Genomic DNA, 25,471 nt, shown 5'->3' with positions numbered 1-25,471 from the left:
TCACTCGGCTCGGCTTCATCGACGCAATCAATGTGCGTCCTGCCCCCGCGCCGGAACCACCACCGAGCCCGGGAACAGGCGTCGGATCAGGATATAGAAGATCGGCGTGAAAATCAGGCCGAAGATCGTAACACCGATCATGCCGAAGAACACCGCGACACCAACCGCCTGACGCATTTCCGAGCCTGACCCCGACGAGATCACCAGCGGCAACACGCCAAGAATGAAGGCGAAGGACGTCATCAAGATCGGGCGGATACGAAGGCGACAAGCCTCGATCACGGCTTCCAGCTGGTCGCGGCCTTCGTGCTCGATGTCGCGGGCGAATTCGACGATCAGGATCGCGTTCTTCGCCGCCAGTCCCACCAGCACGACGAATCCGATCTGGGTGAGGATGTTGATGTCTTGCCCCATGATCCGCACGCCGATGGTTGCTGCGAACAGGCACATCGGCACGATCAGGATGACCGCAAATGGCAGCGACCAGCTGCCATATTGCGCCGCCAGCACCAGATAGACGAACAACACGCAGATCGGGAATACGTAGAGGCCCGCATTGCCGCCGGTCACCTGCTGATAGGACAGATCGGTCCATTCGAAGGTGAAGCCGCTTGGCAGCGTCTCGTCGGCGAGCCTCTTCATGGTATTGAGTGCCGTCGTCGAGCTGACGCCGGGCAGCGTATCACCCTGGATTTCGGAGGCGGGATAAAGGTTGTAGCGTGGCACACGGTCAGGGCCTGCCGTGTCCCTGAAGTTCACCACACTGCCCAGCAGCACCATATTGCCATCGGCATTGCGAGTTTGCAGTCGCGCCAGATCGGCGCGCTCCTTGCGGAACGGCAGATCAGCCTGCGCTGTGACATGATAGGTGCGGCCAAGGATATTGAAGTCGTTGACATAGGCCGAACCGAAATAGGTCTGAATCGCGTCATTGACGTTCTGAACGGGCACGTTGAGCATCTGTGCCTTCTGGCGGTCGATCTCGACGAACACTTGCGGCGTGTTCGCACTGAAGGGCGAGAATACAGCAGTGAGGCCAGGCGCTTTACGCGCCGCATTCACCAATTCGTCGGTCGCCTTCTCGAGGAGATCAGGACCCCGGCCCTGATTGTCGAGAATGCGCATGGCGAAGCCGCCACCGGTACCGATGCCCGACACCGCGGGTGGCGGCACCACGATCACCACCGCACCTTCGATGGCGGCCAACCGCTTGCGCAATTCAGCCGTGATCTTGGCTGCGGTGTTCCCATGTTTGGCGCGTTCCTCCGCATCGTCAAATACCGGGAACAGCGCCGCAGCATTCGACGCCTGCGTGCGCGTGGCACCGTTGAAGCCGGCGAAGGACGGCACGCGGACGACGCCCGGGACTTCCAGCGAGATGCGCTCGATCTGCCGCACGATCTCCGTGGTGCGACTCAGGGATGCCGCGCCGGGCAGTTGCACAACGACGATGACATAGCCGCGATCCTGCGCGGGGATGAAGCCCTGCGGCGTCGCATAAATCAGCCAGCCAGCCGTGCCGATCAGGACTGCGTAGACGACGAGCATCAGTGCCAGATGGTGGATCACAAAGCCGGCCGCGGTGCCATAGGCGTGGGATAACCGGTCGAAGCCGCGATTGAACACGCCTGTGAATGCGTTCCAGCCGCGGGCAACCACGTTCCAGCTCGGCGGCGGCTTTTTCTCGTGATGCTGTTCGAGGATCATCGAGGCAAGCGCCGGCGACAGGGTCAGCGAGCAGAAGCAGGAGATCGCCGTCGCCACCGCGATGGTCACTGCGAATTGCTGGAAGAACTGTCCAGAGATGCCGCCGATAAACGCCGTCGGCACGAACACCGCGCACAGCACGAGCGCGATCGAGATCAACGCGCCGCCGACCTCGGTCATGGTCAGCAGGGCCGCCTCGCGCCGGGTCTTGCCTTCGGCGAGATGCCGCTCGACATTCTCCACCACCACGATGGCGTCATCCACCACGATGCCGACGGCGAGTACGAGACCGAATAAAGTGAGATTGTTGATGGAGAAGCCGAGCGCCGCCATAACGGCAAACGTGCCGACCAGCGACACCGGGATGGCGATGATGGGGATGATCGCCGGCCGCCAGCCCTGCAGGAACACCAGCACGACGATTACGACCAGCACCATGGCCTCGTAGATCGTCTTGATCAGCTCATGCACCGACTGGGCGATGAATTCGGTCGGGTTGTAGCCGATATTGTATTCGAGCCCCTTCGGAAATTCGGTTTTCAACTTGGCCATGGTCTTGGCGATCGCGTCCGCCGTGGCCAGAGCATTCGATCCCGGCCGCTGCGAGACCGCGAGCGCCACCGCCGGCTTTTTCAGTAGAAAACTGTTGGTCGTATAGGACAGCGCGCCGAGTTCGATCCGCGCCACGTCGCGCAGGCGCACCGTGCGGCCGTCGCTGCCAGCCTTGATGACGATATTTCCGAATTCGGACTGATCCTTGAGACGACCTGTGAAGGTCAGGTTCGGCGAGAAGGCGCGATCGGAAATCGGCGGCTCAGCGATCTGGCCACCAGCAATCTGGATGTTTTGCGCACGGATCGCCGCAATCACGTCGCCCGCGGTCATGCCGAGATTGGCGATCTTGTCGGGATCGAGCCATAGCCGCATCGAATAGTCGCGCGCGCCAAAGATCTGGATGTCGCCGACGCCGTCGAGACGCAACAACTGGTCGCGCACATTGCGCAACGCGTAGTTGGAGATATAGAGCTGGTCGTAGGTGTCGTCGGGCGACAGCATGAACACGACCATCATCAGGTCGGGCGAGTTCTTGCGGGTCACAACGCCGTTGCGCTGGACTTCCTCGGGCAGACGTGGCTGGGCGATGGCGACGCGGTTCTGCACCAGCACCTGTGCCTTGTCGAGGTCAGTGCCGAGTTTGAAAGTGACGGTGATGTTCAGCTGGCCGTTCGAGGTCGCCTGGCTGTATAGATACAGCATGTCTTCGACGCCGTTGATCTCCTGCTCGATCGGCGTCGCTACCGTCTCGGATACGGTCTGCGCGGACGCACCCGGATACTGCGTGGTGATCACGACAGTGGGCGGCGCGACTTCCGGATATTCCGACACCGGCAACGTGGTGTAAGCGAGCGCACCGACGATGAGCAGCACGATGGACAGCACCATCGCGAGGATCGGACGATTGACGGACAGGCTGCCCAGATTCATGGCTTGGCGCCGGCAGCTGGAGTAGCAGGCTTGGCGTCGGCCATTTTTGGCGACACCTTGGCGCCGATCCGCGCCCGCTGCAGCCCATCGACGATCACCCGATCATCGGGTTTCAGGCCCTCCCTGATGACACGCAACCCGTCATCGAGCGGCCCCAGAACCACCGGTCGCGCTTCAACCGTGTCGTCGGCCTTCACCACCATCACGATCTTGCGCGACTGATCGGTCGCGATAGCCGTGTCGGGCACGAGCACCGCCTCGTACTCACCGCTGGCAATGACACGCAGGCGAGCGAACTGGCCGGGCAAAATCGAGAGGTCTTTATTTTCAACGATGGCGCGGCCGCGGAGTGTACCAGTGCCGACATCGAGGCGATTGTCTAGGAAGTCCATCTTGCCTTCGCGCGACGGCTTGGTATCACCGGTCAGTGTTATCTGCACCGGATTGGGTGTATCCCGCGAACTTGGTCGCCTGCCCTCGAACCACAGCCGGCTGTTTCGCTGATAGATCGACTCGTCCATGTCGAAATACAGATAGATCGGCGCCATCGACACGATCGAGGTCAGCACTGTCGCACCGCTGTCGCTGCCCTGCACAAGATTGCCAACGCTGATCAGATGTCGGCTGACGCGACCATCGATAGGCGCAACAACCTTGGTATATTCGAGATTGAGCTTGGCTAGCTTCAAGGCGCCTTCGGCCTGCAAAACCGAAGCCTGCGCCGCCGCCAGCTGCTGATTGCGCTGGTCGACGATGTTTTCGGAGATTGCCTGGGTCTTGATCAGCGTTGTGGCGCGCTCGAGTTCTTTCTCTGCCAGAACGACCTTGGCCTTGGCATCGTCGAGCTGCCCTTGCGCCTGCTCTGCCGTCGCCTCGTATTGCCGCGGATCGATCTCGTAGAGCACATCCCCGGTCTTGACGACGGCGCCGTCGACAAAGGTCACCTTCGTGATGAAGCCCGTGACCCGCGCACGCACCTGCACCTGGTCGACCGCATCGAAGCGACCGGTGAATTCATCCCAGTCAGTTGTCATCCGCTTGACGGGATTGGCAACCGTGACCGGCGGCGCCGGCGGTGCAGCGGCCTCTTCCTTCTTGCCGCAACCTGCGAGCAGAAGAAGTACGATGACGGACGAGACGGCAGGAAAGATCGATCTGACGCAAATCAAGACAAATGCCCCCAGCGAAACAAACTGACCAAAATCAATGGTACATGAAAATTGCGACGCGTCGAATTTTTTGACGGCGGCGATCACAATCCCAAGTTGGGGCAACAGATGTGGCCTCCGCCGCGCCACGCAATGCGCTGAGACCGCACAAAAGTTTGATAAATGAGGCTGAGAATGAGGGAAAGGCGACCTCCGCTGCCATTTGCCCCACCTGGAATTAGGCCATCGCCGTAATTTCAACGGGATGAGCCCATGTGTCACGCCTCGGGCCTGCACCATGGCGGGATCGCGCCGGATCGACTAGATTTGCGCTTCCATCACCAGAAGGAACCAAGGTGTTATCTCTCGAACTCGGGATCGTTGCGGTCCTGATCGTCGTCAACGGCCTGCTCGCAATGTCGGAGCTGGCGATCGTATCCTCCCGTCCTGCCCGCCTCGCCGCCTTGGTCGAAAAAGGCGTGACGGGCTCTCGCCGCGCTCTGGCGCTGGCGTCCGACCCCGGCAAGTTCCTGTCCACCGTGCAAATCGGCATCACGTTGATCGGCGTATTGTCGGGTGCATTTTCCGGTGCAACGCTCGGCCAGCGTCTCACGGTACTGTTGCTTGACCTTGGCGTATCAAAAGGCCTCGCCGACACGCTCGGCGTCGGCATCGTCGTATCGATCATTACTTACGCCTCGCTGATCATCGGCGAACTCGTGCCGAAACAGATCGCGCTGCGCGATCCCGAGGCCGTGGCGGTGCGCGTGGCACCGGCCATGGTACTGCTGGCAAAAATCTCGCTGCCGCTGGTGTGGCTGCTCGATCGCTCCGGCAAGGCGATCCTGTTTCTACTTGGGCAGCGCGGTGAAGCCGAAGAGAAGGTCAGCGAAGACGAAATCCGCACGCTCGTGACCGAAGCGGAAACCGCCGGCGTATTGGAGCCCGGCGAAAAGGAAATGATCGCAGGCGTGATGCGCCTCGGCGACCTGCCCGTCGGCGCCGTCATGACACCGCGCCACGAAGTGGCGATGATCGACCTTGCCGATCCCATCGAGACCATTCGGGCCGAGCTCGCCAACAGCACGCATTCGCGTTTCGCGGTGTTCGATGGAGACGGCGATTCCGCCATCGGCATCGTCCAGGCCAAGGACCTGCTTGACGTCTATCTCAGCGGCAAGACGCCGGATATTCGCGCACTGGTGCGCGAGGCGCCGATCATTCCCGAAACCGTCGATGCACGCGACGTGGTGGCGATCCTGCGCGACTCGCCTTTCCATATCGGCCTGGTGCATGACGAATACGGCGTGTTCCAGGGCGTGGTGACGTCGGCGGATATTCTGGAGTCGATCGTCGGCGCCTTCCACACCGAGGAAGGTCCTGCCGAGGTCGCCTTCCACAAACGCGAGGACGGCTCCTATCTCATCTCCGGCTGGATGCCTGCGGTGGAATTCGCCGCTCTGCTCGGCATCGAACTACCCGCGCAGTCGCGCCCCTATCAGACCTTCGCCGGGTTTCTATTGCAGGAATTCGGCAAGATCCCCGACGTCGGCGACGAGGTCGTCTCGCATGCCTGGCGTTTCGAGGTCATGGACCTCGACGGCCGCCGCATCGACAAGGTATTGGCGAGCCGAGTGACCGAAGAGGCACTCGGCTAGACTGGTAGTCGCGGCACGCTCTGTATGTCGTCTCTCGCATACGCGAAGACGACATGTTGAGAGTTTGAGAGTTACGGACTCGATGCCTACTCGATCACCCGGCCGAATTTGTTCGACTTCGGCAGACCCGTCGCGAGACGGCCAGCATCCGCACGGTTGCCACGCCAGTCGGCCAGTTCCTTCCAGGTCAGGCGATGCTCGCGGTCGGACGAATCCTTCCAGGTCAGGCCTTCCTTGGCCACGAAAGTGGCGACGTCGGACAGTGATGCGCTGGTATACTTCTGCAGACGCACGCCACGGCCACGCGCCATCTCAGGCACTTGGTCGAGCGGGAAGATCACCATCTTGTGGTTGGTGCCGATGACAGCGACCTGATCGCTGCCCTCGCCGACCACCGTTAGCACGCGCGCCTCATTCGGCATCTCGACGTTCAGCACCTGCTTGCCCTTGCGGGTATTGCTGACGCAGTCGTCCTCATTGACGAGGAAGCCCTGGCCGTCATGGCTGGCAATCAGGAACTTGCGGCCGCCCTTGTGCACGAACATCGAGACGATCGCGGCATCGCCCTCCATGTCGATGAACAGGCGGATTGGCTCGCCGTGGCCGCGACCGCCTGGCAGCTTCGCCACGTCGAGCGAGTAGAATCGGCCATTGGTGGCCAGCATCATCAGCTTCGAGGTGGTCTCGGCGAAGAACGCCTTGTCGAGTTTGTCGTCGGTCTTGAAGGTCAGGTTGGACAGGTCTGCAACCTGACCCTTGAGCGTACGGACCCAGCCCTTCTCGGAAATCACGACCGTGACGGGCTCGCGTTCGACCAGCGACTCTTCGAGCGCTGCGAGATCATGCTCCGGCGCATCCGCAAACACCGTGCGGCGCTTGCCGAGTGGCGTCTTCGGTCCGAAGATGTCGCGCACCTTGCGGACCTGCTCGCCGACCTTGGCCCACTGCTCGGTCTCGGACTTCAGGATCGCATTGATGCCCTTGAGCTCCGCGCGGAGCTCCTTGTCCTCTTTCCTGATCTCGAACTCTTCGAGCTTGCGCAAGCTGCGCAGCCGCATGTTCAGGATCGACTCCGCCTGCAATTCGGTGAGGCTGAACGCCTTCATCAAGGCCGGCTTCGGCTCATCCTCGGTGCGGATGATCCGAATCACCTCATCGATATTGAGATAGGCGATCAGGTAACCGCCGAGCACTTCCAACCGATGCTCGATCTGGTTCTTGCGGAAGTTGGAGCGCCGCAGCAGCACGTCGCGCAGATGGTCCAGCCATTCGCGCAGGCATTCCGCAAGGCCGAGCACCTTGGGGATGCGCCCCTTGACCAGCACGTTGAGGTTCAGCGGAATCTTGCTCTCGAGCTCGGTAAGCTTGAACAGCGACTCCATCACCAGGCCGGCATCGACATTGCGCGTCTTCGGCTCGATGACGACGCGGATGTCCTCGGCGGACTCGTCGCGGATATCACCGATCAGCGGCAGCTTCTTGTCGTTCAGGAGCTCGGCGATCTTCTCGATCAGCCGCGACTTCTGCACCAACCATGGAATCTCGGTAACCACGACATTCCAGGCGCCGCGGGCGCCCTCTTCTACATGCCACTTGGCGCGGGTGCGGAACGAACCGCGCCCGGTCATATAAGCCTCGGCGATGCTTTCCTTGGAATCGACGATGATGCCGCCGGTCGGGAAGTCCGGCCCCTTCACCCAGCGCATCAGCGATTTCGACTTGGCGTCGGGCTTGTCGATCAGATGCAGCGCAGCGTCACAGAGTTCAGCGACGTTGTGCGGGGGGATCGAGGTGGCCATGCCGACTGCGATGCCCTGCGCGCCATTGGCCAGCAGGTTCGGGAAACCGCCCGGCAACACAGCCGGCTCCTTGGTCTGGCCGTCGTAGTTCGGGCGCAACTCGACCGCGTCTTCCTCGATACCTTCGAGCAGCAGCCGCGCCACATCGGTCATGCGCGCTTCGGTGTAACGATAGGCCGCAGCACTATCGCCATCGATATTGCCGAAATTGCCTTGGCCGTCGATCAGCGGATAGCGCGACGAGAAATCCTGCGCGAGGCGTACCAGCGCGTCATAGATCGACTGGTCGCCATGCGGATGGAACGAGCCCATCACGTCGCCGACGATCTTGGCGGATTTCTTGAACGGCGTGCCCGGATCGAGCCGCAACAGGCGCATGCCATAGAGAATGCGGCGGTGAACCGGCTTCAAGCCGTCCCGCGCGTCCGGCAGCGCCCGGTGCATGATCGTGGACAGCGCGTAAGCGAGATAGCGCTCCTCGAGCGCGTCCCGCAGCTGCACTTCGTGAATTTCAGCCGGCTCCGGCGGAATCAGTCTTTTTCCCATGGCGAGGGGTTAGCGCCTCCGGGCGAATCGGGCAAGAAATGAATCACGCGCCATCGATCAAGTTCCATCGATATCGGGGGCCCTCGCGCAGGGAGAGCGCCCCCTCTGTCGTTCCATCCACCATTGGGCGATCCGATAGGCGGAGGTTCCAAGCTCCGCCTGGACGTCATCTTCCGGGGCTATTTGGATTTCTGGATGGAGGTCACCACGATCTGGCCATCGACGCGGCCGGCATCGAACTTCACCTTGTCGCCCACCTTGACCGATTTCAGCATCGCCGGGTCCTTGACGCGAAACACCATGGTCATGCCCTCGTCCATATCGAGGCTCTTGATCGGGCCGTGCTTCAGCGTGATCTTGCCTGCCGCCTCATCGATCTTCTTCACTTCTCCACGCACCGCAGCATCCTGCGCGTAACCCGCGACACAGAACATTGAGAGCGCAACAAAAGCGACAAGCGCGACAAACCCATCGGTCTTCATAGTGCAGTCCTTTGCTTGAGATTGAGCCGCTTGCATCGGGCTATTTCACGATGACCTTGCCGGTCATCCCCAGTTCACGATGCGTCGGGATCAGGCACGAATATTCGAACGTCCCGGCCTTCGAGAACTTCCACAGGATTTCTCCGGACTTCTTGGCGGCGAGACGCAGGCCGTTGGGCTCGTCATGCTCCATGTCGGGGTTTTTCTTCATCGCTTCGCCGTGCTTCAGATTTTCTGCCGTGGTCGCCAGCAGGAACTCATGTGCTTCGGTCCCCGCGTTGCGGATGACGAAGCGAATCTGCTCGCCGCGTTTCACCTCAATGACCGCAGGCGAATAATCCATCTCGTTCATGCTGACGACGATCTCGCGCGCCGGCTTCTTGGGATCGCCGGGTTCGCCAGCCGAATATCCTCCGTGCTTGTCGTGGGCCGCAGCAGCGGCCGAGTAAGACATCGCGGCCAGCATGAGGCCGCCGCCAATATATTTCCGGGTCTTGTTCATTTCAGTTTCCATATTGCTTGTTGTCTGTGATGACGATGTGTCGTTCGGCCCCTACATTCCCTTCATTTTCATGCCCTTCTTCATTTCCATCGGCTTCAGGCCCAGCCCTTTGATGGTGTTGTCCTTCACGCCCGTCTGTCGTGGAGCTTCGCTCTGCGGCGCCTCGATCTCATAGGCCACCGTGCCCTTCGGGAAATCATACTGGCCGGGATCGCGGTAATCGTCGCGCGCGAGCCCTTCCCGCACCTTCATGATGCTGAACATGCCGCCCATCTCGATCGGACCGAACTGACCTGATCCCGTCATCATCGGCAGTGTGTTGTCCGGCGCCGGCATCTCCATGTCGCCCATGGCGCCGCCAGTGGGTCCCATCACCATCGCATCCGGCGCGAGCTTGCCGACTGCCTTCGCCAGATCCTTTTTGGAGACGCCGATCAGGTTTCTGACGTCGTGACCCATCGCATTCATGGTGTGATGCGACTTGTGGCAGTGGAACGCCCAATCGCCGGGATTGTCGGCAACAAAATCGAATGCCCGGATCGCGCCCACCGGCACGTCGGTGGTGACTTCCGGCCATTGCGCGCTGTCAGGTACCCATCCGCCATCGGTACAGCTGACCGCAAACTTGTGCCCATGCAGATGGATCGGGTGGTTGGTCATCGTCAGATTGCCGACGCGTATCCGCACGCGATCGCCGAGACGAACCGGCAACGGATCGATGCCAGGAAAGACGCGGCTGTTCCACGCCCACATGTTGAAGTCCGTCATCTCGTTGACCTTCGGCAGATAGGTGCCAGGATCGATGAGATAGCTGCTCATGATGAAGACGAAATCGCGATCGACAGGCCGGAAACTGTTGTCGCGGGGATGCACGACCATCATCCCCATCATGCCCATCGCCATCTGGACCATCTCGTCCGAATGCGGGTGATACATAAACGTGCCGCTGTGCTTCATCTCGAATTCGTAGACGAAGGTCTTACCGGGCTTGATATGCGGCTGGCTGAGGCCGCCGACGCCATCCATGCCACTCGGCAGGATCACGCCATGCCAATGCACGGTCGTATGCTCCGGCAATTTGTTGGTGACGAAGATGCGAACCTTGTCGCCTTCGACGGTTTCGATCGTCGGCCCCGGCGACTGGCCGTTGTAACCCCAGAGGTACGCCTTCATGCCGTCGGCGAATTCACGCTCGACGGGCTCGGCGACCAGATGGAATTCCTTCCAGTCGCCATTCATACGCCACGGCAACGTCCAGCCGTTGAGCGTAACCACCGGATTGTAGTCGGGCCCGCTCGATGGATGTAGCGGCGGTTGCATCGTTACTTTGTCCATCATGGGCGCTTCGGGAATACTCGCCGCCTGGGCGCGGCCGGTCACCGCAGCAGCGCTAGCGAGCGCCGTGGCGGTGCCGAGAAAATTTCGCCGGGACAACATGGTTTTCTCCATTTCAGTGCCCTCCTCCACTGGACGCCTGCGCGGCCGTCGCGGATCTTGTTTCGGATGATGGTTCGCCACGGCCGCCGCCATTGATCGCGGTCTGCAGTTCGGACTGCGCGAGCCAGAAATTGCGCTTGGCTTCAATGGCTGCGCGCAAGGCTGCGATGCGTTGGCGGGCCTCGGTCAGCAGTGCGAATACATCGACCTGCATGCTGCTGAAGCGCAGTTGCATCTCCTCCGAGATGATCTTGCGGAGCGGCAGCACCTCGCGCTGGTAGTGACCGGCGATATCGTAGGTCGAGCGATAGACCCTGAAGGCATCGCGCGCTTCCGAGCGAATATTCACCGCCTTCTCGGTCAACAGATTGAAGGCCTGATTGTAGGTCTCTGACGCCTGCCGGACGCGGACTTCACCACCGTCGAAGATCGGGATCTGAAACTGGATGTCGAAACCACGCTCACGGAACGGTGCCCCCTCCGGATCACGCGTCTTGCGATCGATGCCGGCGACGTCGAGCAACGTCACGAACCGGCTTGCCTCGGTGAGGTTCAGCGACCGGGCGAGTGCAGCCAGTTCGATGCGGGCGATCTGCAGGTCAATGCGGTGTGCAACGGCATCGACCTCGATGCGCGGCAACGACAGCGGCTGGCGCGGCAGTACCGGAAGTTCTTGCGGCAGCCTTATGCCGATGTCGGCGCCCCAGAGACCGAGCAGACGGATCAGGCTCTCGCGCGAACTTGTGGCCTCCTGGCGGAGCGTGGCGAGATCGGCGGTCGTCTCCGCGTAGAATACCTGTTCGCGGGCTTGATCGAGCTTGTTCAGCGACCCAGTTTCGCCCAGCTTCTGCGCGAGGTGCGCCGTGGCTTCCGCCGTCGACTTGGCGTCCGTCAGCAGGCCGACAAGTTCGTTGGCAGCGACCGCCCTGTAATAGGCGCGTCGAACATCGGCTGCGAGCCGCAGCGTTTCTTCCGCCGCACGCAGCTGCGCCTTCTGGAATCGCTGACGGGCGATCTCGGAGCGGAACGGCAGTGTCGCCAGCGCAAGAATATCGCCGACCACCTGCCGCTCGATTTCCAACGCGCCGTTGCCGGAAATGCGCGAGACCGAGAATGTCGGATTGGGCGGCAGGCTGTCGCCGAGCAGGTCAGTCTCAGCCAGCGCCAGTTCGTTATACGCAGCCTGTAGGCCGCGATTGCTGAGCAGCGCGATCTGGACCGCGCTGTCGACTGTCAGTGGCCGCCACAGCAGGGATTTGACGGTCGCATCAGCACGTTGTGCGTCATCGGGCGTCCGGATCGCAATCACGTCCTTGTTGATGGTCTCGCTTGCGACCCCGGCGACAGCGCCCATACCGCGGTCCGGTGAGAATGAGGCGCAACCCGCCAACAGAAATGACGACAGAAGCGTGATCGCCGCAGCAGGCCTTGAGCCCAATCGGCGCACATGCGTAAGCGACTTATGATGCTTGTTGAACATGACGTGCCCCTACCGGCCAGATTTCGGCACAGGAGCGACGCGGTCGTTCTGCTCGCGCCATGAAGACGGGGCAACCGGCCGAAGGCTGCTGTAAGGAGCCACCGTGGAGCGATAGCCGACACCGGCGACCCTGGCGCCGGGATCTGCCGGGTCGGCGCCAGCCAACGGCACGGTCGTCGGCATGCAGCCACCAAGCGCCATGCCGGCAGCGGTCATCGCTGCGACGATTCCAAATTTGATATCGAATAGGTTCCCGGCCGCCGAACAAACGGCGGCGAGCTTCGCCTCAAGCTGCGCGAGCATGTTGTTTCCCTGAAATGACGATGGATCACAGGCGCGCATGCCCTTAACGGGCACGGCACCGCGTCGATACGATCAGATCAGGAAATGGGAGGGCGGTAGAGCCGCACGGGAGCGCTGTCGGTAACCGCGCGATAGCCTTCGGTGACACGAAGGACGGTCGGCACCGAAGGGGGCACGATGTCAGCCAGCACTGCCGGCAGCGCAGAGATACACATCAGGCCGCAGCATGGACCACTCGGTGAGTGCGGGACTTTGTGCGGGCCGGAGGCATCGTCAATCGCCGCCGACGCGTGATGATCATCATGTGCGGCTGATGAGTGCGCGACAGAATGATCGTGCGCGTGACCATCGCCATGCATGTGCGCCGGCTCACCGCTGTTTATATGAACCATGCCGCTCATATGGCTTTCGCCAGTCAGGCACGGCGCAACCGGATGCAGCCCCGGCAAGGCAAAAGAGATCGTCGGCGCCAGCACGCACAACAGATAGACTAGGGCGACGAACCACCCTGCTCTCAGCCGTTGCACTCTGGTCAGACGAACCAGCATCTGGACGCGATATCTTCCTATCAACCCGTCAATACTATGGATCATAGACGCGAATCTGGCGCCCGCCAATGTTGAACTCGCCTCAGGACGATGAGATTCGCGCCAGGTGTCGCGTCACCGCATTGATGAACCCATCCCGGGCGTCCGAATGGCCCTGTCCGCGCGGTTCGAGCACATTACGCAGCAAAAAACGTCCGGTCAGATCGAAGCCATCTTGCAGGTCGCGGTCGGCGACGCTGTTTTGTCCGTCTTCACTCTCGCGCAGGAATGACGGCAGCCGCATCAGCCGGTCGCGATACGGTTCACCCGCGGTCCGGGATACCGCGTTGCCGGATTTGGGTGACACATAAATTAGGTCAGAAGTCGCGCCGGTAGCGGCGCAATTCTCCAGATCGAGGCCGAAGCCGAGCTCGGTCAACATCGCCAGCTCAAACCGGATTACATGGAGCGCGGCTTCGCCGACATCATCGAAATCATCCAGAATACGCTCTAGCATCTCGTAGATGTCCTCATGCGGATCGCGCTCCGGCAGCAGCCGCGCCAGCGAGGCGAGATGGGTGATGCCGTAGACCGCATGGGACGAACCCAGCAGCGTCGCGGCACGCATCAACGTGCCTTCCATCAGGTAATAACCGAGCTGTTCGTCCAGCCGCGCGCGCCATATCGCCTGCACGCTGTTGCCGGGCTGTAGCAGCGGCCGCATCTTCGACCCCGCACCACCGCGCACCAGGCCGAGATGACGGCCATGGCTGCGCGTCAGGAGTTCGACGATGGCACTGGATTCACCATGTCGCCGCACGCCCAGGATGATGCCTTCATCGGTCCATTCCATGGGCGCAGTCTACAGGAATTCGGCAGCCGCCGCAGCAAATGCGATCAGGCCTTGAACCAAGTTTTCGCATCGCCGGTGAAGGCGCAATAGAGCCCGAGCCCGGTCAGGATGCAGGACACGATCTCGATCGCACTGTCGAACTGCAGCCCGTAGACGCCGAGCACCTGGAACAGCGACAACACCGAGAAGGCCAGCGACACCGTCAGCACCCAGCGCGGCCAGCCCTTGCGGCGATAGGCGGCAAGCCACACGAGCCAGACGAAGAACAGCAGCATGCAGGCGGCGACGAGGTTCGCCGCCATGATGGTGCTCTCGGACATCGTGAGGTCCGGCGTGCGGTCCTGGAACGCAATCGACAGCGCGTCGAGGATCAGCGACGTGTAGAGCAGCACCTCGAAATAGAAGACGTTCTTCGGAAGGTTGGCGGGAGCGGTCATCGTGTCGGCTGCACTTCCATCATCGCTCCTCGATCACTCGTGAGGAAATTCGAGGCCCATTTCGCGATAACGATTGGGATCATCGCCCCAGTTCTCGCGCACCTTCACGAACAGGAACAGATGCACGGGATGCCCGACGATCTCGGTGATTTCCCTGCGCGCGTCTGCGCCGATCGACTTGATGGTGGCGCCGCCCTTGCCGAGCACGATCTTGCGCTGGCTGTCGCGCTCGACAAAAATCGTCTGCTCGATGCGTACGGAATGGTCCTTGCGCTCGGTCCAGCTGTCGGTCTCCACCGTCGACTGATACGGCAATTCCTGATGCAACTGGCGGAAGATCTTCTCGCGGGTGATTTCAGCTGCGAGATGGCGCATCGGCGCATCCGACATCTGGTCTTCGGGATAGTGATAGGGCCCGGCGGGTACGTCGGCTGCGAGCCTGCGGCGCAGGTCATCGACGCCGTCGCCGGTCATCGCCGAGATCATGAAGGTCTCTTCGAACTTCATGCGTTCGTTGGCCATCTGCGCCAGTTTGAGCAGCTTCTCCTTCGAGACGATATCAACCTTGTTGATCACGAGGATTTTCGGGTGATTGACGCTCGCAAGCTGGCTGAAGATCGCGTCGGCCTCTTCGTTGATGCCCGCCTTGGCATCGAGAAGCACGCAGACGACGTCGGCATCATGCGCGCCGCTCCAGGCAGTCTTGACCATCGCGCGGTCGAGCCGTCGCTTGGGCAGGAAGATGCCGGGCGTATCGACCAGAATGATTTGGGCATGATTCTCGATCACGATGCCGCGGATCAACGCACGCGTGGTCTGCACCTTGCGCGAGACGATGGTGACCTTGGAACCGACCAGCGCATTGACCAGCGTCGACTTGCCGACATTGGGCGCGCCGATCAGCGCGACGAAGCCGCAGCGGGTCTCGGCAGGCGTCCCTTCGGACTCATGATCTGGTTCGGCATCGTTCACGACATTATCCTTCATTGCCGCCACTGCTGACGCCTTCACGCGCAATCATTGCTTGCGCCGCGGCCTTCTCGGCGGCGCGCTTGCTGCCGCCCTCGCCTTCGGCCGGCGCAAAACCCTTCACATCCACCTCGATCTTGAAATGCGGATCGTGATGCGGACCGGAGCGTTCGACCTCCCGATAGGCGGGCGTCGGCAATCCACGCCCCTGGGCCCATTCCTGCAACACCGTCTTCGGATCGCGCAGCGGGCGCACCGGCTTGCGCATGCGCTCGGTCCAGTTGCGCTGCACGAAGCTTTCCGCAGCCGGATAGCCCCCGTCGAGGAAGATCGCGCCGATCACGGCTTCGCAGATATCGCCGAGGACCGACTTCCGCAACCGCTGACCGGCGCCGGCGCCGACCGTGCCGAGCTTGATACCCTCGAGGAGACCCAAAAGCCGCGCGACGTCGGCGCATGCTTCCTTGCGGACGAGGTCGGCAAGCCGCTTCGACAACTCGCCTTCATCCGCATTCGGGAAAGCGCGAAACAACATGTCGGAGACCACGAGGCCAAGTACGTGGTCGCCCAGAAATTCAAGGCGCTGGTAGCTCTCGGTCCGGCTGCGCTGCGACTTCAGGGCTGAGACATGAGTAAAGGCCGTCGCCAGCAGCAACGGATCCTTGAAGCTGTGGCCGATGCGCGTTTCAATCTCGGCAGCAGCAGCCTTCGCGACGGCGCGCGCCTTTTTCTTGCGGGCAGCAGCCGTCTCCGGCGTAGCCTCGGTCGTCGAGCCAAGTTCGTCGGTTTTCGGCGCGCTCTCGATGGGATTGTTGGAGTCGTCGGTCATCGCACGATAGAGAAAATTCGATTCCAGCGCACGGCGGTCGGCCAGCGCCAGATCTGCCACGCATGTTCGCCTTCGGCGATCGAGAAGAAAATCATCTGCGCGCGACCGACGAGATTCTCGAACGGCACATAGCCGACGGCCGACAGCACGCGGCTGTCCGTCGAATTGTCGCGGTTGTCGCCCATCATAAAGAAGTTGCCGGGCGGCACGGTGTAGACATTGGTGTTGTCGTAGAAACCGTTGTCGACGCAATCGAGCGTCTCATAGGTCACATTGTTCGGCAGCGTTTCCTTCCAGCGCTTCACGCGCGCCGTAGCATCGGAGCCGCAGGGATCTTCACCGACGAAGTCACTCATGCGCTCGCGCTGCACCGGCTTCTCGTTGATGTAGAGCAGCCCCTCTTTCATCTGGACGCGGTCACCGGGCAAACCGATCACGCGCTTGATGTAGTCGGTGGAGTCGTCCTTCGGCAGGCGGAACACCACGACATCGCCGCGCGACGGCTCGGAGCCGAAGACGCGGCCGGAAAAGATATTCGGCGACAGCGGGATCGAATAGTGGCTGTAGCCGTAGGAATATTTCGAAACGAACAGGTAATCGCCGACCAGAAGCGTGGCCTTCATCGAGCCCGACGGGATGTTGAAGGGCTGGAACAGGAAGGTCCGGATCACCAGCGCGATCAGCAATGCGTTGATGACAACTCGGATGGTCTCGCCGACGCCGCTTTCAGTCTTGGTCCCGGATGTCACGCTCATCGCTTTCCCGATTCCCGCAGCGTCACCGCCCGGCTGGTAGCGCATTTTGGGGCAAGGCGGCGGCGCGCCTCGCACGAAAAATGCATTAGATTCATATAATTACGGCAAAGTCCTGCAAATGCCATGAGCGGCGTTAGCGAGAATTGGCGTCGGTTCGGTGTCGTCGCAGGTTTAAACGGTTGTTGGTAACGGTGCAATGAACCGCCCCGAAAAGCCGCTATTTCCTGCCGGTTTGGCGTCCGGTCTGCCGTCGCACAGCCTGCCCTCAGGGCTTGCCTCAGGATTTGGGCGAAGGGACGGCCGAAATTATGACGAAAGCCTGCGCCAGGGGCCAATCGTCCGTGATCGACAGATCGATCTGGGCTTCGTGGCCGGGCGGTATCAGGGCCTGCAAGCGTTCCAACGCGCCGCCGGTGAGCTTCATGGAGGGCTTCCCCCCGGGTAAGTTGACGACGCCCATATCCCGCCACCAGACGCCTTGCCGGATGCCGGTCCCCAGCGCCTTGGACATGGCCTCCTTGGCGGCGAAACGCTTGGCATAGGTCGCTACCACCATCTTCTCGCTCTTGGCGCGGCGTTGCGCCCTCGCCCGCTCGGCTTCCGTAAAGATGCGATCGAGAAAGCGGTCGCCATGCCGCTCGATCACCTTGGCGACGCGCGTAATGTCGATCAGATCGGAACCTATCCCGATGATCATGATGCACTCTTGGACTGCATCCGCCCGCGATCCATCGCCGCGCGCATCAGACGCACCGTATCGGACAGGCCGATGAACAGTGCCTCGCCGATCATATAGTAGCCGATGTTCAGCTCCATGATTTCAGGGAGCGCCGAAATCGTCTCGGCGGTGGCATAGTCGAGACCGTGGCCGGCATGCACTTCCAGGCCAGCAGACTTCGCCAGCCTGGCACCGGCGGCAATGCGCTGCCATTCGCGGGCCGCCTTGGCCGTATCACCGTCGGTGATGGCATCGCACCAGGCGCCCGTGTGCAGTTCGATCACGGGAGCCTTCAGCCTGGCAGCCATTTCGATCTGCTTGGGGTCGGCCGCAATGAAGAGCGACACCCGCACACCTGCTTCTGTGAAGCGCGCGATCGACGGCTCCAGCGATTCACGCTGGCCGACCACGTCGAGCCCGCCTTCGGTGGTCAGTTCTTCGCGCCGCTCTGGCACCAGACAGACGGCATGTGGCTTTACCGACAGCGCAATCCGCACCATATCCGGCGTTGCCGCCATCTCGAAATTCAGCGGCTTGGAAATCTCCGCTTTCAATCGCTCCATATCGGCATCGCGGATGTGGCGACGATCCTCACGCAGATGCGCCGTGATGCCGTCGGCCCCCGCCGAGATGGCTTCCAGCGCGGCACGGACGGGATCGGGATGCTTCCCGCCCCGCGCGTTGCGCAGGGTCGCGACGTGATCGATGTTAACGCCGAGGCGCAGCGAGGATGAGGACATGACGGAATTCCAGAAAATCTAAGGTGAGACGCTATCCATTGACCCGTTCGACCTTGGCGACCACGGCCTTGGCGCGCAACTGATTGATGATCGCGCTGAGATGCTTGAGGTCGTAGACACCGAGATCGATGGTCTGTTCGGTGAAATCAGGCGAGCGTCGATGCATGCTGATATTGTCGATATTGCCGTCATGGTCGGCGATCACCTGGGCGATCTGCGCCAGACTGCCCGGCTCGTTGACATTCTGCAAAAAGAGTCTGGCCGGGAAACGCTGCGGCGAGGACTCATCGATATCCCAGCGCACGTCGACCCAACGCTCCGGCTCTTCCTCGAAATCCTTTAGCGCCGGTGACTGGATAGGATAGATCGTGATGCCCTCGCCCGGTGTGACGATACCAACAATGCGGTCGCCCGGCACCGCGCCACCGTTCGGAGCAAACTTCACCGGCAGGTCGGAATTGACGCCGCCAATTGAAATGATCGAGGTGAAGCGCGTTGCGCCGTCGGGCGTTCTCACCTTGTCCGCCGTGGACTTCTTGTTGTTGGCCGAAAAACGGCCGATGCGCTCTTCCTTGTAATCCGGATACATCGCGCGCGCGACGTCCGCGGCGCGCAACTCGCCGCGCCCGACCGAGGCCATCACGTCATCGATGGAGGTCCGCGCCAGGCGTGGCAGCGCCCCCTTCAGCTGGTCGTCCGAATAGTCCATCTTGGCCCGCGCGAACAGGCGCTCGACAATGCGGCGGCCAAGACTGGCATATTGATCGCGTACCGCCGTTCGCGTCGCACGCCGGATCGCAGCGCGGGCCTTGCCAGTGACTGCCAGGCCTTCCCACGCTGACGGCGGCGCCTGTTGCGCGGCCGAGGTCAACACTTCGACTTCGTCGCCATTCTGCAGTTCGGACGACAGCGGCGCAAACTTGCCGTTGATCTTGCAACCCACCGCGCTGTTGCCGACGTCGGTATGCACGGCATAGGCGAAGTCGACCACATTGGCGTTACGCGGCAACGCGATCAGCTTACCCTTCGGGGTGAAGCAGAACACCTGATCGTGGAACAGTTCGAGCTTGGTATGCTCAAGGAATTCTTCCGGGTTGGTGCTCTCCGACAGAATGCCTATGGTGTGACGCAGCCAGGAAAAAGCATTGGACTCGCGCTTGAGCATCTCGGTCGGAGATCCCACGCCGTCCTTGTAGAACGCATGCGCGGCGATGCCGTATTCGGCGATGCTGTTCATATCCTCGGTACGGATCTGCAATTCGACGCGCTGGTTGCCGGGGCCGATCACCGTGGTGTGGATCGAGCGATAATCGTTCTGCTTCGGCGTCGAGATGTAATCCTTGAAGCGACCCGGCACGACGGGCCAGGTCGTGTGCACGACGCCGAGTGCGCGGTAGCATGCTTCCATGTCCTGCAGCACGACGCGGAAGCCGTAGATATCCGACAGCTGCTCGAAGCCCACCGACTTGCGCTTCATCTTGGTCCAGATCGAAAACGGCTTCTTGCGCCGGCCGGTCACCCGCGCCGCGATGCCGTTCTTCTCCAGCTTCGTGGAGAGATGACTCTCGATCATGTCGATGAGGTTTCGATTGCGCTCGGTCAGCGAGTCCAGGCGCTGCATCACCACCAGATAGGCGTCGGGATCGAGCACCTTGAAGGACAGCTCCTCCAGCTCCTCGCGCATCGCCTGCATACCCATGCGGCCGGCGAGCGGCGCATAGATGTCGAGGGTCTCCTCGGCGATGCGGCGGCGCGAGGCCGGCGGCATGAACTCCATCGTCCGCATATTGTGCAGACGGTCGGCGAGCTTGATCAGCAGGACCCGGACGTCGTCGGCAATCGCCAGCAGCAGCTTGCGCAGGTTCTCGGCCTGCTTGGCTTCGCGCGACACCAGTTCGAGCCGCTTCAGCTTGGTCAGGCCCTCGACCAGCGCGCCGATTTCGGCGCCGAACAGCTTGTCGATTTCGGTCCGGGTCGCCTCGGTGTCCTCGATCGTGTCGTGCAGCAGCGCCGCCACGATGGTGGCGTCGTCGAGCTTCAGGTCCGTGAGGATCGCCGCCACTTCCAGCGGGTGGGAGAAATACGGGTCGCCTGATGCCCGCGTCTGCTCGCCATGGGCGACCATGGCATAGACATAGGCGCGGTTGAGAAGGTCCTCGTCGGTGTTCGGGTTATAGGCCCGGACGCGGTCCACCAGATCGTATTGCCGCATCATTCGGACACGGGATGTCCGTGGCACTTTCGCCGGAATTGGCGTCTCTGCAGACAGTGCTTCAGGCGAAACTGGCTGAACCGCGGCGACCGTGTCGTTCGCAGCCTGCATCTGCCGTTTATTACGGCGCGAAGTCGCCATCCTAGCCTCGTTCGATCCGGTCAGCAGCGACCTGGATTCTTCATCGCAAGTTTGCCCTGAAATCGACTGCAAAAGCAAAGGCCCGGACGGATGTCCGGGCCTTTGTGATAGCTGATGATCAAAACGGTTAAGCAAATAACCGTGTGTGTCGTCTTACTCGTCTTCTTCGGGCTGCTCTTCCGGCGGAGCGAGGCCTTCGAGGCCCTTCAGCAGCTCTTCTTCGGTCATGCGCTCGACGGCCACTTCGGTATCGTCGGCATCGACGCTGGCGCCGGCAGAACCGATCAGCGGAATCGTATCCGGCTCGGGCTCATCCACTTCGACGAACTTCTGCAGTGAATGGACCAGTTCCTCGCGGAGGTCTTCCGGAGAAATGGTCTGATCGGCGATTTCGCGCAGCGAAACAACGGGATTCTTGTCGTTGTCGCGATCAATCGTAAGCTGTGAACCGGACGAGATCATTCGTGCCCGGTGTGCTGCCAGCAACACCAGGTCGAACCGGTTGTCGACCTTATCGATGCAATCTTCGACGGTTACGCGCGCCATAAAATGTCGCTCCGTTTGTTGTGGGACCGAATATGATGATTAAGTGCCGTAGGTATAGGGGCTTTGCGGCATTCGCAAGGACCAATTTGGAATTGCGGCCTTCTTGGCTTGGTTTTTTGCCTCACTATGGTACCCTCGAAAGAAGCTGCAGAAGCGGTGGCATCCATCTGGGCAGAAGCGGATTTCTCGACACCAAAAGGCTACATTGCAGGGGCAGATGGAACAGCATATTCGGGCAGTTCCAGACCAGCTGATTGCGTGAACGTCTATAAGGTCGATCCGGCGAAGAGCGGACGACGAATGTGATTCAAATGCGCGACAACGGGATTGCGCCAAAAACGCTAACAACAACAACCCACATGAGAAAACTTGATGTCCCTCACATCTGACAAGATCGCTCTCTTCATCGATGGCGCCAATCTTTACGCAACCGCCAAGACGCTCGGCTTCGATATCGACTACAAGCGCCTCCTCAAGGAATTTCAGAGCCGCGGCACCCTTGTCCGGGCCTTCTATTACACAGCCATCATCGAGGATCAGGAATACTCGTCGATTCGCCCATTGATCGATTGGCTCGACTACAACGGGTATACGGTGGTCACCAAGGCCACCAAGGAGTTCATCGATGCGTCTGGGCGGCGCAAGGTGAAGGGCAATATGGACATCGAACTTGCGGTCGATGCCATGGAACTGGCCGAACATGTCGACCAGATCGTGCTGTTCTCGGGCGATGGCGACTTCCGCTCCCTGGTGGAGGCCGTGCAGCGCCGCGGTGTCCGCGTGACGGTGGTATCCACCATCTCCAGCCAGCCGCCGATGATCGCCGATGAGTTGCGCCGCCAGGCAGACGTGTTTACCGATCTCATGGAACTGCAGAGCAAACTCGGCCGTGATCCGGCAGAGCGCCCTGCTCCGCGTGAGCCGCGTCACCAGACGCCGCAATTCCTGCAGCGCGCGACCACTATGGCGCCCCGAGGCGATGAAGATTTCGAAGACTAAGACGCAATTAAGCAGACAACAGCCGGCGGTGGTCGCAACAGCGAACTCCGCTGGCACCTCCACCGATCCCGGGCGCGATTGTCCACTGTGCCCCCGCCTCGTCGATTACCGGCATGAGGTGCGCGCCCGCGACCCTGTGGGCTACAACGGACCCGTGCCGTCTTTCGGCGCCTCCGATGCCGCGCTGCTGATCGTCGGCCTTGCCCCCGGCGTGCAGGGCGCCAACCGCACCGGGCGTCCGTTTACCGGCGACTATGCCGGCGACCTGCTTTACGAGACCCTGCTCGATTTCGAATTTGCCGCTGGCACCTATGAAGCCCGCCCTGATGACGGGCTGACGCTGCAGGATTGCCGGATAACCAACGCGGTGCGCTGCGTGCCGCCGCAAAACAAGCCGCTGCCGGTCGAGATCACGACCTGCCGACCGTTTCTGATCGCCACGATGGACACGATGCCGCGATTGCGGGCCATCGTGCTACTCGGCCGCGTCGCCCACGACACCATGCTGAGGACGCTCGGCATGCGCGCTGTGGCGGCACCCTTTGCGCATGGCGCTGTCCACGATGCCGGCCGCTTCAAGCTCTACGACAGCTATCACTGCTCGCGCTACAACACGAACACGCGGGTGCTGACGCCAGAGATGTTTCGGGCGGTGTTCGCACGGGTGAAGGCGGATCTGGCGCAGTAAATCAGCGGACCGTCTGCGATACGAAGTCGATGAAGGCACGGACTTTCGCCGCCGGGTGATGCCGCGACGGATACAGCGCATAGAGCGGAAAGGTCTCGTCGGCCCAGTCGGGGAACAGGTTGACCAGTTTACCTTTGGCAAGTTGGTCCTTCACGGCAATCGCCAGCACCTGACAGATACCTGTCCCCGCCAGACATTCGGTCAGCATCGTCCCCGCATCGCTCAGCACCAGGCGACTCGCGACCTTTACCGGCAGAATCTTGCCATTGCGATGAAACTCCCAGTCATAGGCGCGACCGGTCTGCGGATCACGGAAATCGATGCAGGAATGCCTGGGCAAATCCTGCGGCACCCGCGGTCTGCCATGGCGCTTCAGATAACGTGGCGACGCCACGGTGAGGATCTGGATATCCGCAAGTTTGCGCGCGATCAGCGATGCAGCGAGCGGCTCGCCGAAGCGCACGGCGACATCGACGCCATCGGCGACGAGATCGCCGACCTGTTCGCGCGTGATCATCTCCAGTGCCAGTTCAGGATATTTCGCGAGAAAGCCGCCGAGGTTACCTGCCAGCACAAGACGCGAGAAGAATGGATCGATGTTGACTCGCAACCGGCCGCGGACCCGTGCGGCGGCACTGGACGCATCGACGGCGGCTTCCTCGATCTCCTCCAGCGACGGTCGCACCCGCTCGTAGAACCGCCGCCCCTCGTCGGTGAGCGCCACCGATCGCGTGGTGCGATCGAGCAGGCGCACACCAAGTCGCGCCTCCAGCCTGGCGATCGCATGGCTGACACCTGACGACGACATCCCCAGCGCGTCCGCCGCTTTGGAAAACCCGCCGCTGGCGATCACCGCATCGAGTACGGTGACACCGGTTAACAGACGTCCGTCCATCGTCACATCATTCCTGACACATAGTCAGCAATGATGTGACGAACACGCATTTCAGTCAAATATCGATCGGTGCAACAAGAGCGACGTTTCTAACGCATCCGGAGAATTCCCATGTTCGCCATTACAGGAGCCACTGGCAAAGTCGGCGGCGCCGTCGCCCGCGCGTTGATAGCCGATCGGGAGCCCATTCGCGTTGTCGTTCGTGACGCCGGCAAGGGAGCGTCATGGACAGCACTCGGCGCGGAAGTTGCCATCGCCGACAGCACCGATGTCACCGCCACAACCGCAGCGCTCTCCCGCAGCGCCGGCGCATTCGTGATGCTGCCGCCGAATTTCGATCCGAGCCCGGATTTCCGCGAAGCACGCAGATTGATCGAAGCGCTTCGCAGCGCCCTGCAGCACGCGCAGCCAGAGAAGGTCGTCGTGCTCTCAACTATTGGAGCGGATGCGCAGCAGCCGAATCTGCTCAACCAGCTCGGACTGCTTGAGCACGCACTCGCCGACCTGCCGATGCCCGTGACCTTTCTCCGCGCGGCATGGTTCATGGAGAACGCGGCGTGGGACGTCGCGCCCGCACGCAAGGACGGCGTCATCCCGAGCTATCTCCAGCCGCTGGATAAAATCTTCCCGATGGTCTCCGCTGAAGACGTCGGCCGCACAGCAGCAGAACTCCTGCTCGAAAGCTGGGTGGGCCATCGCGTGATCGAGCTCGAAGGCCCCCGCCGCGTGTCGCCGAACGGTATAGCCGAGGGGTTCACGAACGCGCTCGGCAGTCCCGTCAGAGCTCGCATCGTTGCGCGCGATGGCTGGGACAGACTGTTTCGCGAGCAAGGCATGACGAATCCGACACCGCGAATGCAGATGCTCGATGGCTTCAACGAAGGCTGGATCGACTTCCCAAAACGCGGGGCGGAATCGCGCAAGGGCACGATCACAATCGATCAGGCTATCGAGGCACTCGTTGCCGAGACACCCATCAAGGCCGGCTCGTCCTAGCCCGAACTAAACCGGATTCGCCTTCAGCCATTCCAGCACATCCCCCGCATTCCGATCCGGTGGAAACACCGGATAGAACACGTGGGTGATCTTGCCGTCGTCGATGATCAGCGCCATGCGCTTGATCAACGTGAGATCAGCGACGTCCATGGTCGGCAGGCTGAGCGCGTTGCTCAGCTCAAGCTGCTCGTCGGACAATACCGGGAACGGCAGATGCAGCCGTCCGGCCATTTCGGTCTGGTAATCGTTGCTCTGCGTCGACAGGCCAAACACATGTTTAGCGCCAGCGGCCTTGAGCTCCGAGAACAGATCGCGGAACGAACAGGCCTGCGGCGTGCAGCCGCGCGCGCCCGGAATCATGTCCCAGTCATCGACCAGCCCAATCTTGCCGGGCTCGCCTGTGCGCGGATAGCCAAACACCACGGTGCGGCCGGTGAGCTCTGACAGCGTAACCGCGGTATCGTTGGTGGCGCGCAAGCTGATCGGCGGAATCGTCATGCCGATCAGGTGAGTGGCCGCGCCATCGTCTTTCGGTGCCGGGATCTTGCTCCAGTCGACTTCGAGCAGGTTGCCTTGCGTCATCACATCCTCTTGTTTGCAGGGATGGGCGACGCCCAGC

At 61.4% G+C, this 25,471-nt stretch carries 24 protein-coding genes; 4 read left to right on the top strand and 20 right to left on the bottom strand.

All coding sequences use genetic code 11. The features are described 5' to 3' along the window. Positions 1-27: 27 nt before the first annotated feature. Together CIW50_RS16280 and CIW50_RS16275 are read right to left on the bottom strand one after the other, a co-directional pair. Entirely contained in the window at positions 28-3,192 is a 3,165-nt protein-coding gene (locus CIW50_RS16280; RefSeq protein ID WP_149532260.1) for an efflux RND transporter permease subunit, read from the bottom strand. Next, a complete protein-coding gene (locus CIW50_RS16275) occupies positions 3,189-4,361 on the bottom strand; it encodes an efflux RND transporter periplasmic adaptor subunit (RefSeq protein ID WP_246664299.1) in 1,173 nt (390 codons plus the stop codon). Before CIW50_RS16275 ends, CIW50_RS16280 begins: the two co-directional genes overlap by 4 nt. Positions 4,362-4,696: 335 nt before the next feature. Between CIW50_RS16275 and CIW50_RS16270 the strand changes: the two genes are divergently transcribed. Further along, a complete protein-coding gene (locus CIW50_RS16270) occupies positions 4,697-5,998 on the top strand; it encodes a hemolysin family protein (protein WP_149532258.1) in 1,302 nt (433 codons plus the stop codon). 86 nt (positions 5,999-6,084) lie between these two features. Here CIW50_RS16270 and parC read toward each other — a convergent pair whose 3' ends face one another. From parC to rpoZ, 16 genes are all read right to left on the bottom strand, one after another. Next, positions 6,085-8,343: a DNA topoisomerase IV subunit A gene (gene parC / locus CIW50_RS16265; protein ID WP_149532257.1), complete on the bottom strand. Its 2,259-nt coding sequence runs from the start codon at positions 8,341-8,343 to the stop codon at positions 6,085-6,087. 179 nt (positions 8,344-8,522) lie between these two features. Then, positions 8,523-8,825 (bottom strand): copper-binding protein, encoded by a 303-nt coding sequence (locus tag CIW50_RS16260; RefSeq protein ID WP_149532256.1) that lies wholly within the window; start codon positions 8,823-8,825, stop codon positions 8,523-8,525. A 40-nt stretch (positions 8,826-8,865) separates the two neighbouring features. After that, on the bottom strand, positions 8,866-9,327 hold the full coding sequence (locus tag CIW50_RS16255) for a cupredoxin domain-containing protein (RefSeq protein ID WP_246664298.1): 462 nt from the start codon (positions 9,325-9,327) through the stop codon (positions 8,866-8,868). Positions 9,328-9,378: 51 nt separating this feature from the next. Next, positions 9,379-10,764 carry a multicopper oxidase family protein gene (locus CIW50_RS16250; RefSeq protein WP_149532254.1) on the bottom strand — a complete coding sequence of 462 codons (1,386 nt, stop codon included), beginning with the start codon at positions 10,762-10,764 and terminating at the stop codon, positions 9,379-9,381. Positions 10,765-10,777: 13 nt separating this feature from the next. Beyond that, complete coding sequence (locus CIW50_RS16245) at positions 10,778-12,244, bottom strand: TolC family protein (RefSeq protein ID WP_149532253.1); 1,467 nt, start codon at positions 12,242-12,244, stop codon at positions 10,778-10,780. A 9-nt stretch (positions 12,245-12,253) separates the two neighbouring features. After that, a complete protein-coding gene (locus tag CIW50_RS16240) occupies positions 12,254-12,547 on the bottom strand; it encodes a hypothetical protein (RefSeq protein ID WP_149532252.1) in 294 nt (97 codons plus the stop codon). Between the two features lie 77 nt (positions 12,548-12,624). Next, positions 12,625-13,095, bottom strand: coding sequence for a hypothetical protein (locus CIW50_RS16235; RefSeq protein WP_149532251.1), 471 nt, complete (start codon positions 13,093-13,095; stop codon positions 12,625-12,627). Between the two features lie 82 nt (positions 13,096-13,177). Continuing rightward, the gene (gene recO, locus CIW50_RS16230) at positions 13,178-13,927 is read right to left on the bottom strand and encodes a DNA repair protein RecO (protein WP_149532250.1); all 750 of its coding nucleotides are present in this window, start codon (positions 13,925-13,927) and stop codon (positions 13,178-13,180) included. A gap of 44 nt (positions 13,928-13,971) precedes the next feature. After that, complete coding sequence (locus CIW50_RS16225) at positions 13,972-14,364, bottom strand: hypothetical protein (RefSeq protein ID WP_149532249.1); 393 nt, start codon at positions 14,362-14,364, stop codon at positions 13,972-13,974. Positions 14,365-14,397: 33 nt separating this feature from the next. After that, positions 14,398-15,351 (bottom strand): GTPase Era, encoded by a 954-nt coding sequence (gene era, locus CIW50_RS16220; protein ID WP_149532248.1) that lies wholly within the window; start codon positions 15,349-15,351, stop codon positions 14,398-14,400. Then, positions 15,341-16,162: a ribonuclease III gene (rnc, locus tag CIW50_RS16215; protein WP_149532512.1), complete on the bottom strand. Its 822-nt coding sequence runs from the start codon at positions 16,160-16,162 to the stop codon at positions 15,341-15,343. The genes era and rnc overlap by 11 nt, the downstream gene beginning before the upstream one ends. After that, on the bottom strand, positions 16,159-16,917 hold the full coding sequence (gene lepB, locus CIW50_RS16210; protein WP_089264616.1) for a signal peptidase I: 759 nt from the start codon (positions 16,915-16,917) through the stop codon (positions 16,159-16,161). Before lepB ends, rnc begins: the two co-directional genes overlap by 4 nt. Before the next feature lie 277 nt (positions 16,918-17,194). Next, positions 17,195-17,614 (bottom strand): holo-ACP synthase, encoded by a 420-nt coding sequence (acpS, locus tag CIW50_RS16205; protein ID WP_149532247.1) that lies wholly within the window; start codon positions 17,612-17,614, stop codon positions 17,195-17,197. Continuing rightward, a complete protein-coding gene (locus CIW50_RS16200) occupies positions 17,611-18,375 on the bottom strand; it encodes a pyridoxine 5'-phosphate synthase (RefSeq protein WP_149532246.1) in 765 nt (254 codons plus the stop codon). Before CIW50_RS16200 ends, acpS begins: the two co-directional genes overlap by 4 nt. Before the next feature lie 31 nt (positions 18,376-18,406). Further along, positions 18,407-20,728, bottom strand: coding sequence for a RelA/SpoT family protein (locus tag CIW50_RS16195; RefSeq protein WP_149532245.1), 2,322 nt, complete (start codon positions 20,726-20,728; stop codon positions 18,407-18,409). A 153-nt stretch (positions 20,729-20,881) separates the two neighbouring features. Next, positions 20,882-21,274 carry a DNA-directed RNA polymerase subunit omega gene (rpoZ, locus tag CIW50_RS16190; protein ID WP_068732476.1) on the bottom strand — a complete coding sequence of 131 codons (393 nt, stop codon included), beginning with the start codon at positions 21,272-21,274 and terminating at the stop codon, positions 20,882-20,884. Positions 21,275-21,646: 372 nt separating this feature from the next. On the opposite strand from rpoZ, the gene CIW50_RS16185 reads away from it, so the two are divergent. Together CIW50_RS16185 and CIW50_RS16180 are read left to right on the top strand one after the other, a co-directional pair. After that, positions 21,647-22,273, top strand: coding sequence for a LabA-like NYN domain-containing protein (locus tag CIW50_RS16185; protein ID WP_149532244.1), 627 nt, complete (start codon positions 21,647-21,649; stop codon positions 22,271-22,273). Beyond that, the gene (locus CIW50_RS16180) at positions 22,254-22,961 is read left to right on the top strand and encodes a uracil-DNA glycosylase (RefSeq protein WP_149532243.1); all 708 of its coding nucleotides are present in this window, start codon (positions 22,254-22,256) and stop codon (positions 22,959-22,961) included. The genes CIW50_RS16185 and CIW50_RS16180 overlap by 20 nt, the downstream gene beginning before the upstream one ends. A gap of 1 nt (position 22,962) precedes the next feature. Here CIW50_RS16180 and CIW50_RS16175 read toward each other — a convergent pair whose 3' ends face one another. Continuing rightward, positions 22,963-23,856, bottom strand: a complete 894-nt coding sequence (locus CIW50_RS16175) for a LysR family transcriptional regulator (RefSeq protein WP_172980350.1) — start codon at positions 23,854-23,856, stop codon at positions 22,963-22,965. A 111-nt stretch (positions 23,857-23,967) separates the two neighbouring features. On the opposite strand from CIW50_RS16175, the gene CIW50_RS16170 reads away from it, so the two are divergent. After that, positions 23,968-24,852: an NmrA family NAD(P)-binding protein gene (locus CIW50_RS16170; protein ID WP_149532241.1), complete on the top strand. Its 885-nt coding sequence runs from the start codon at positions 23,968-23,970 to the stop codon at positions 24,850-24,852. Positions 24,853-24,858: 6 nt separating this feature from the next. On the opposite strand, the gene CIW50_RS16165 is transcribed toward CIW50_RS16170, so the two are convergent. Next, a complete protein-coding gene (locus CIW50_RS16165) occupies positions 24,859-25,434 on the bottom strand; it encodes a peroxiredoxin (protein WP_149532240.1) in 576 nt (191 codons plus the stop codon). Positions 25,435-25,471: the final 37 nt, after the last annotated feature.

This window comes from Tardiphaga sp. P9-11 (assembly GCF_008329525.1).
Classification (GTDB): domain Bacteria; phylum Pseudomonadota; class Alphaproteobacteria; order Rhizobiales; family Xanthobacteraceae; genus Tardiphaga.
This window is presented reverse-complemented; position numbering and strand designations above follow the sequence as displayed.

Bases quoted from the DNA above. Each gene is read 5' to 3' on its own strand.
- CIW50_RS16280 (WP_149532260.1), bottom strand. From the start codon at position 3,192: ATGAATCTGGGCAGCCTGTCCGTCAATCGTCCGATCCTCGCGATGGTG.
- parC (WP_149532257.1), bottom strand. From the start codon at position 8,343: ATGGGAAAAAGACTGATTCCGCCGGAGCCGGCTGAAATTCACGAAGTG.
- CIW50_RS16260 (WP_149532256.1), bottom strand. From the start codon at position 8,825: ATGAAGACCGATGGGTTTGTCGCGCTTGTCGCTTTTGTTGCGCTCTCA.
- CIW50_RS16255 (WP_246664298.1), bottom strand. From the start codon at position 9,327: ATGAACAAGACCCGGAAATATATTGGCGGCGGCCTCATGCTGGCCGCG.
- CIW50_RS16250 (WP_149532254.1), bottom strand. From the start codon at position 10,764: ATGTTGTCCCGGCGAAATTTTCTCGGCACCGCCACGGCGCTCGCTAGC.
- CIW50_RS16245 (WP_149532253.1), bottom strand. From the start codon at position 12,244: ATGTTCAACAAGCATCATAAGTCGCTTACGCATGTGCGCCGATTGGGC.
- CIW50_RS16240 (WP_149532252.1), bottom strand. From the start codon at position 12,547: ATGCTCGCGCAGCTTGAGGCGAAGCTCGCCGCCGTTTGTTCGGCGGCC.
- CIW50_RS16235 (WP_149532251.1), bottom strand. From the start codon at position 13,095: ATGCTGGTTCGTCTGACCAGAGTGCAACGGCTGAGAGCAGGGTGGTTC.
- recO (WP_149532250.1), bottom strand. From the start codon at position 13,927: ATGGAATGGACCGATGAAGGCATCATCCTGGGCGTGCGGCGACATGGT.
- CIW50_RS16225 (WP_149532249.1), bottom strand. From the start codon at position 14,364: ATGACCGCTCCCGCCAACCTTCCGAAGAACGTCTTCTATTTCGAGGTG.
- era (WP_149532248.1), bottom strand. From the start codon at position 15,351: ATGAAGGATAATGTCGTGAACGATGCCGAACCAGATCATGAGTCCGAA.
- rnc (WP_149532512.1), bottom strand. From the start codon at position 16,162: ATGACCGACGACTCCAACAATCCCATCGAGAGCGCGCCGAAAACCGAC.
- lepB (WP_089264616.1), bottom strand. From the start codon at position 16,917: ATGAGCGTGACATCCGGGACCAAGACTGAAAGCGGCGTCGGCGAGACC.
- acpS (WP_149532247.1), bottom strand. From the start codon at position 17,614: ATGATCATCGGGATAGGTTCCGATCTGATCGACATTACGCGCGTCGCC.
- CIW50_RS16200 (WP_149532246.1), bottom strand. From the start codon at position 18,375: ATGTCCTCATCCTCGCTGCGCCTCGGCGTTAACATCGATCACGTCGCG.
- CIW50_RS16195 (WP_149532245.1), bottom strand. From the start codon at position 20,728: ATGGCGACTTCGCGCCGTAATAAACGGCAGATGCAGGCTGCGAACGAC.
- rpoZ (WP_068732476.1), bottom strand. From the start codon at position 21,274: ATGGCGCGCGTAACCGTCGAAGATTGCATCGATAAGGTCGACAACCGG.
- CIW50_RS16185 (WP_149532244.1), top strand. From the start codon at position 21,647: ATGTCCCTCACATCTGACAAGATCGCTCTCTTCATCGATGGCGCCAAT.
- CIW50_RS16180 (WP_149532243.1), top strand. From the start codon at position 22,254: ATGAAGATTTCGAAGACTAAGACGCAATTAAGCAGACAACAGCCGGCG.
- CIW50_RS16175 (WP_172980350.1), bottom strand. From the start codon at position 23,856: ATGGACGGACGTCTGTTAACCGGTGTCACCGTACTCGATGCGGTGATC.
- CIW50_RS16170 (WP_149532241.1), top strand. From the start codon at position 23,968: ATGTTCGCCATTACAGGAGCCACTGGCAAAGTCGGCGGCGCCGTCGCC.
- CIW50_RS16165 (WP_149532240.1), bottom strand. From the start codon at position 25,434: ATGACGCAAGGCAACCTGCTCGAAGTCGACTGGAGCAAGATCCCGGCA.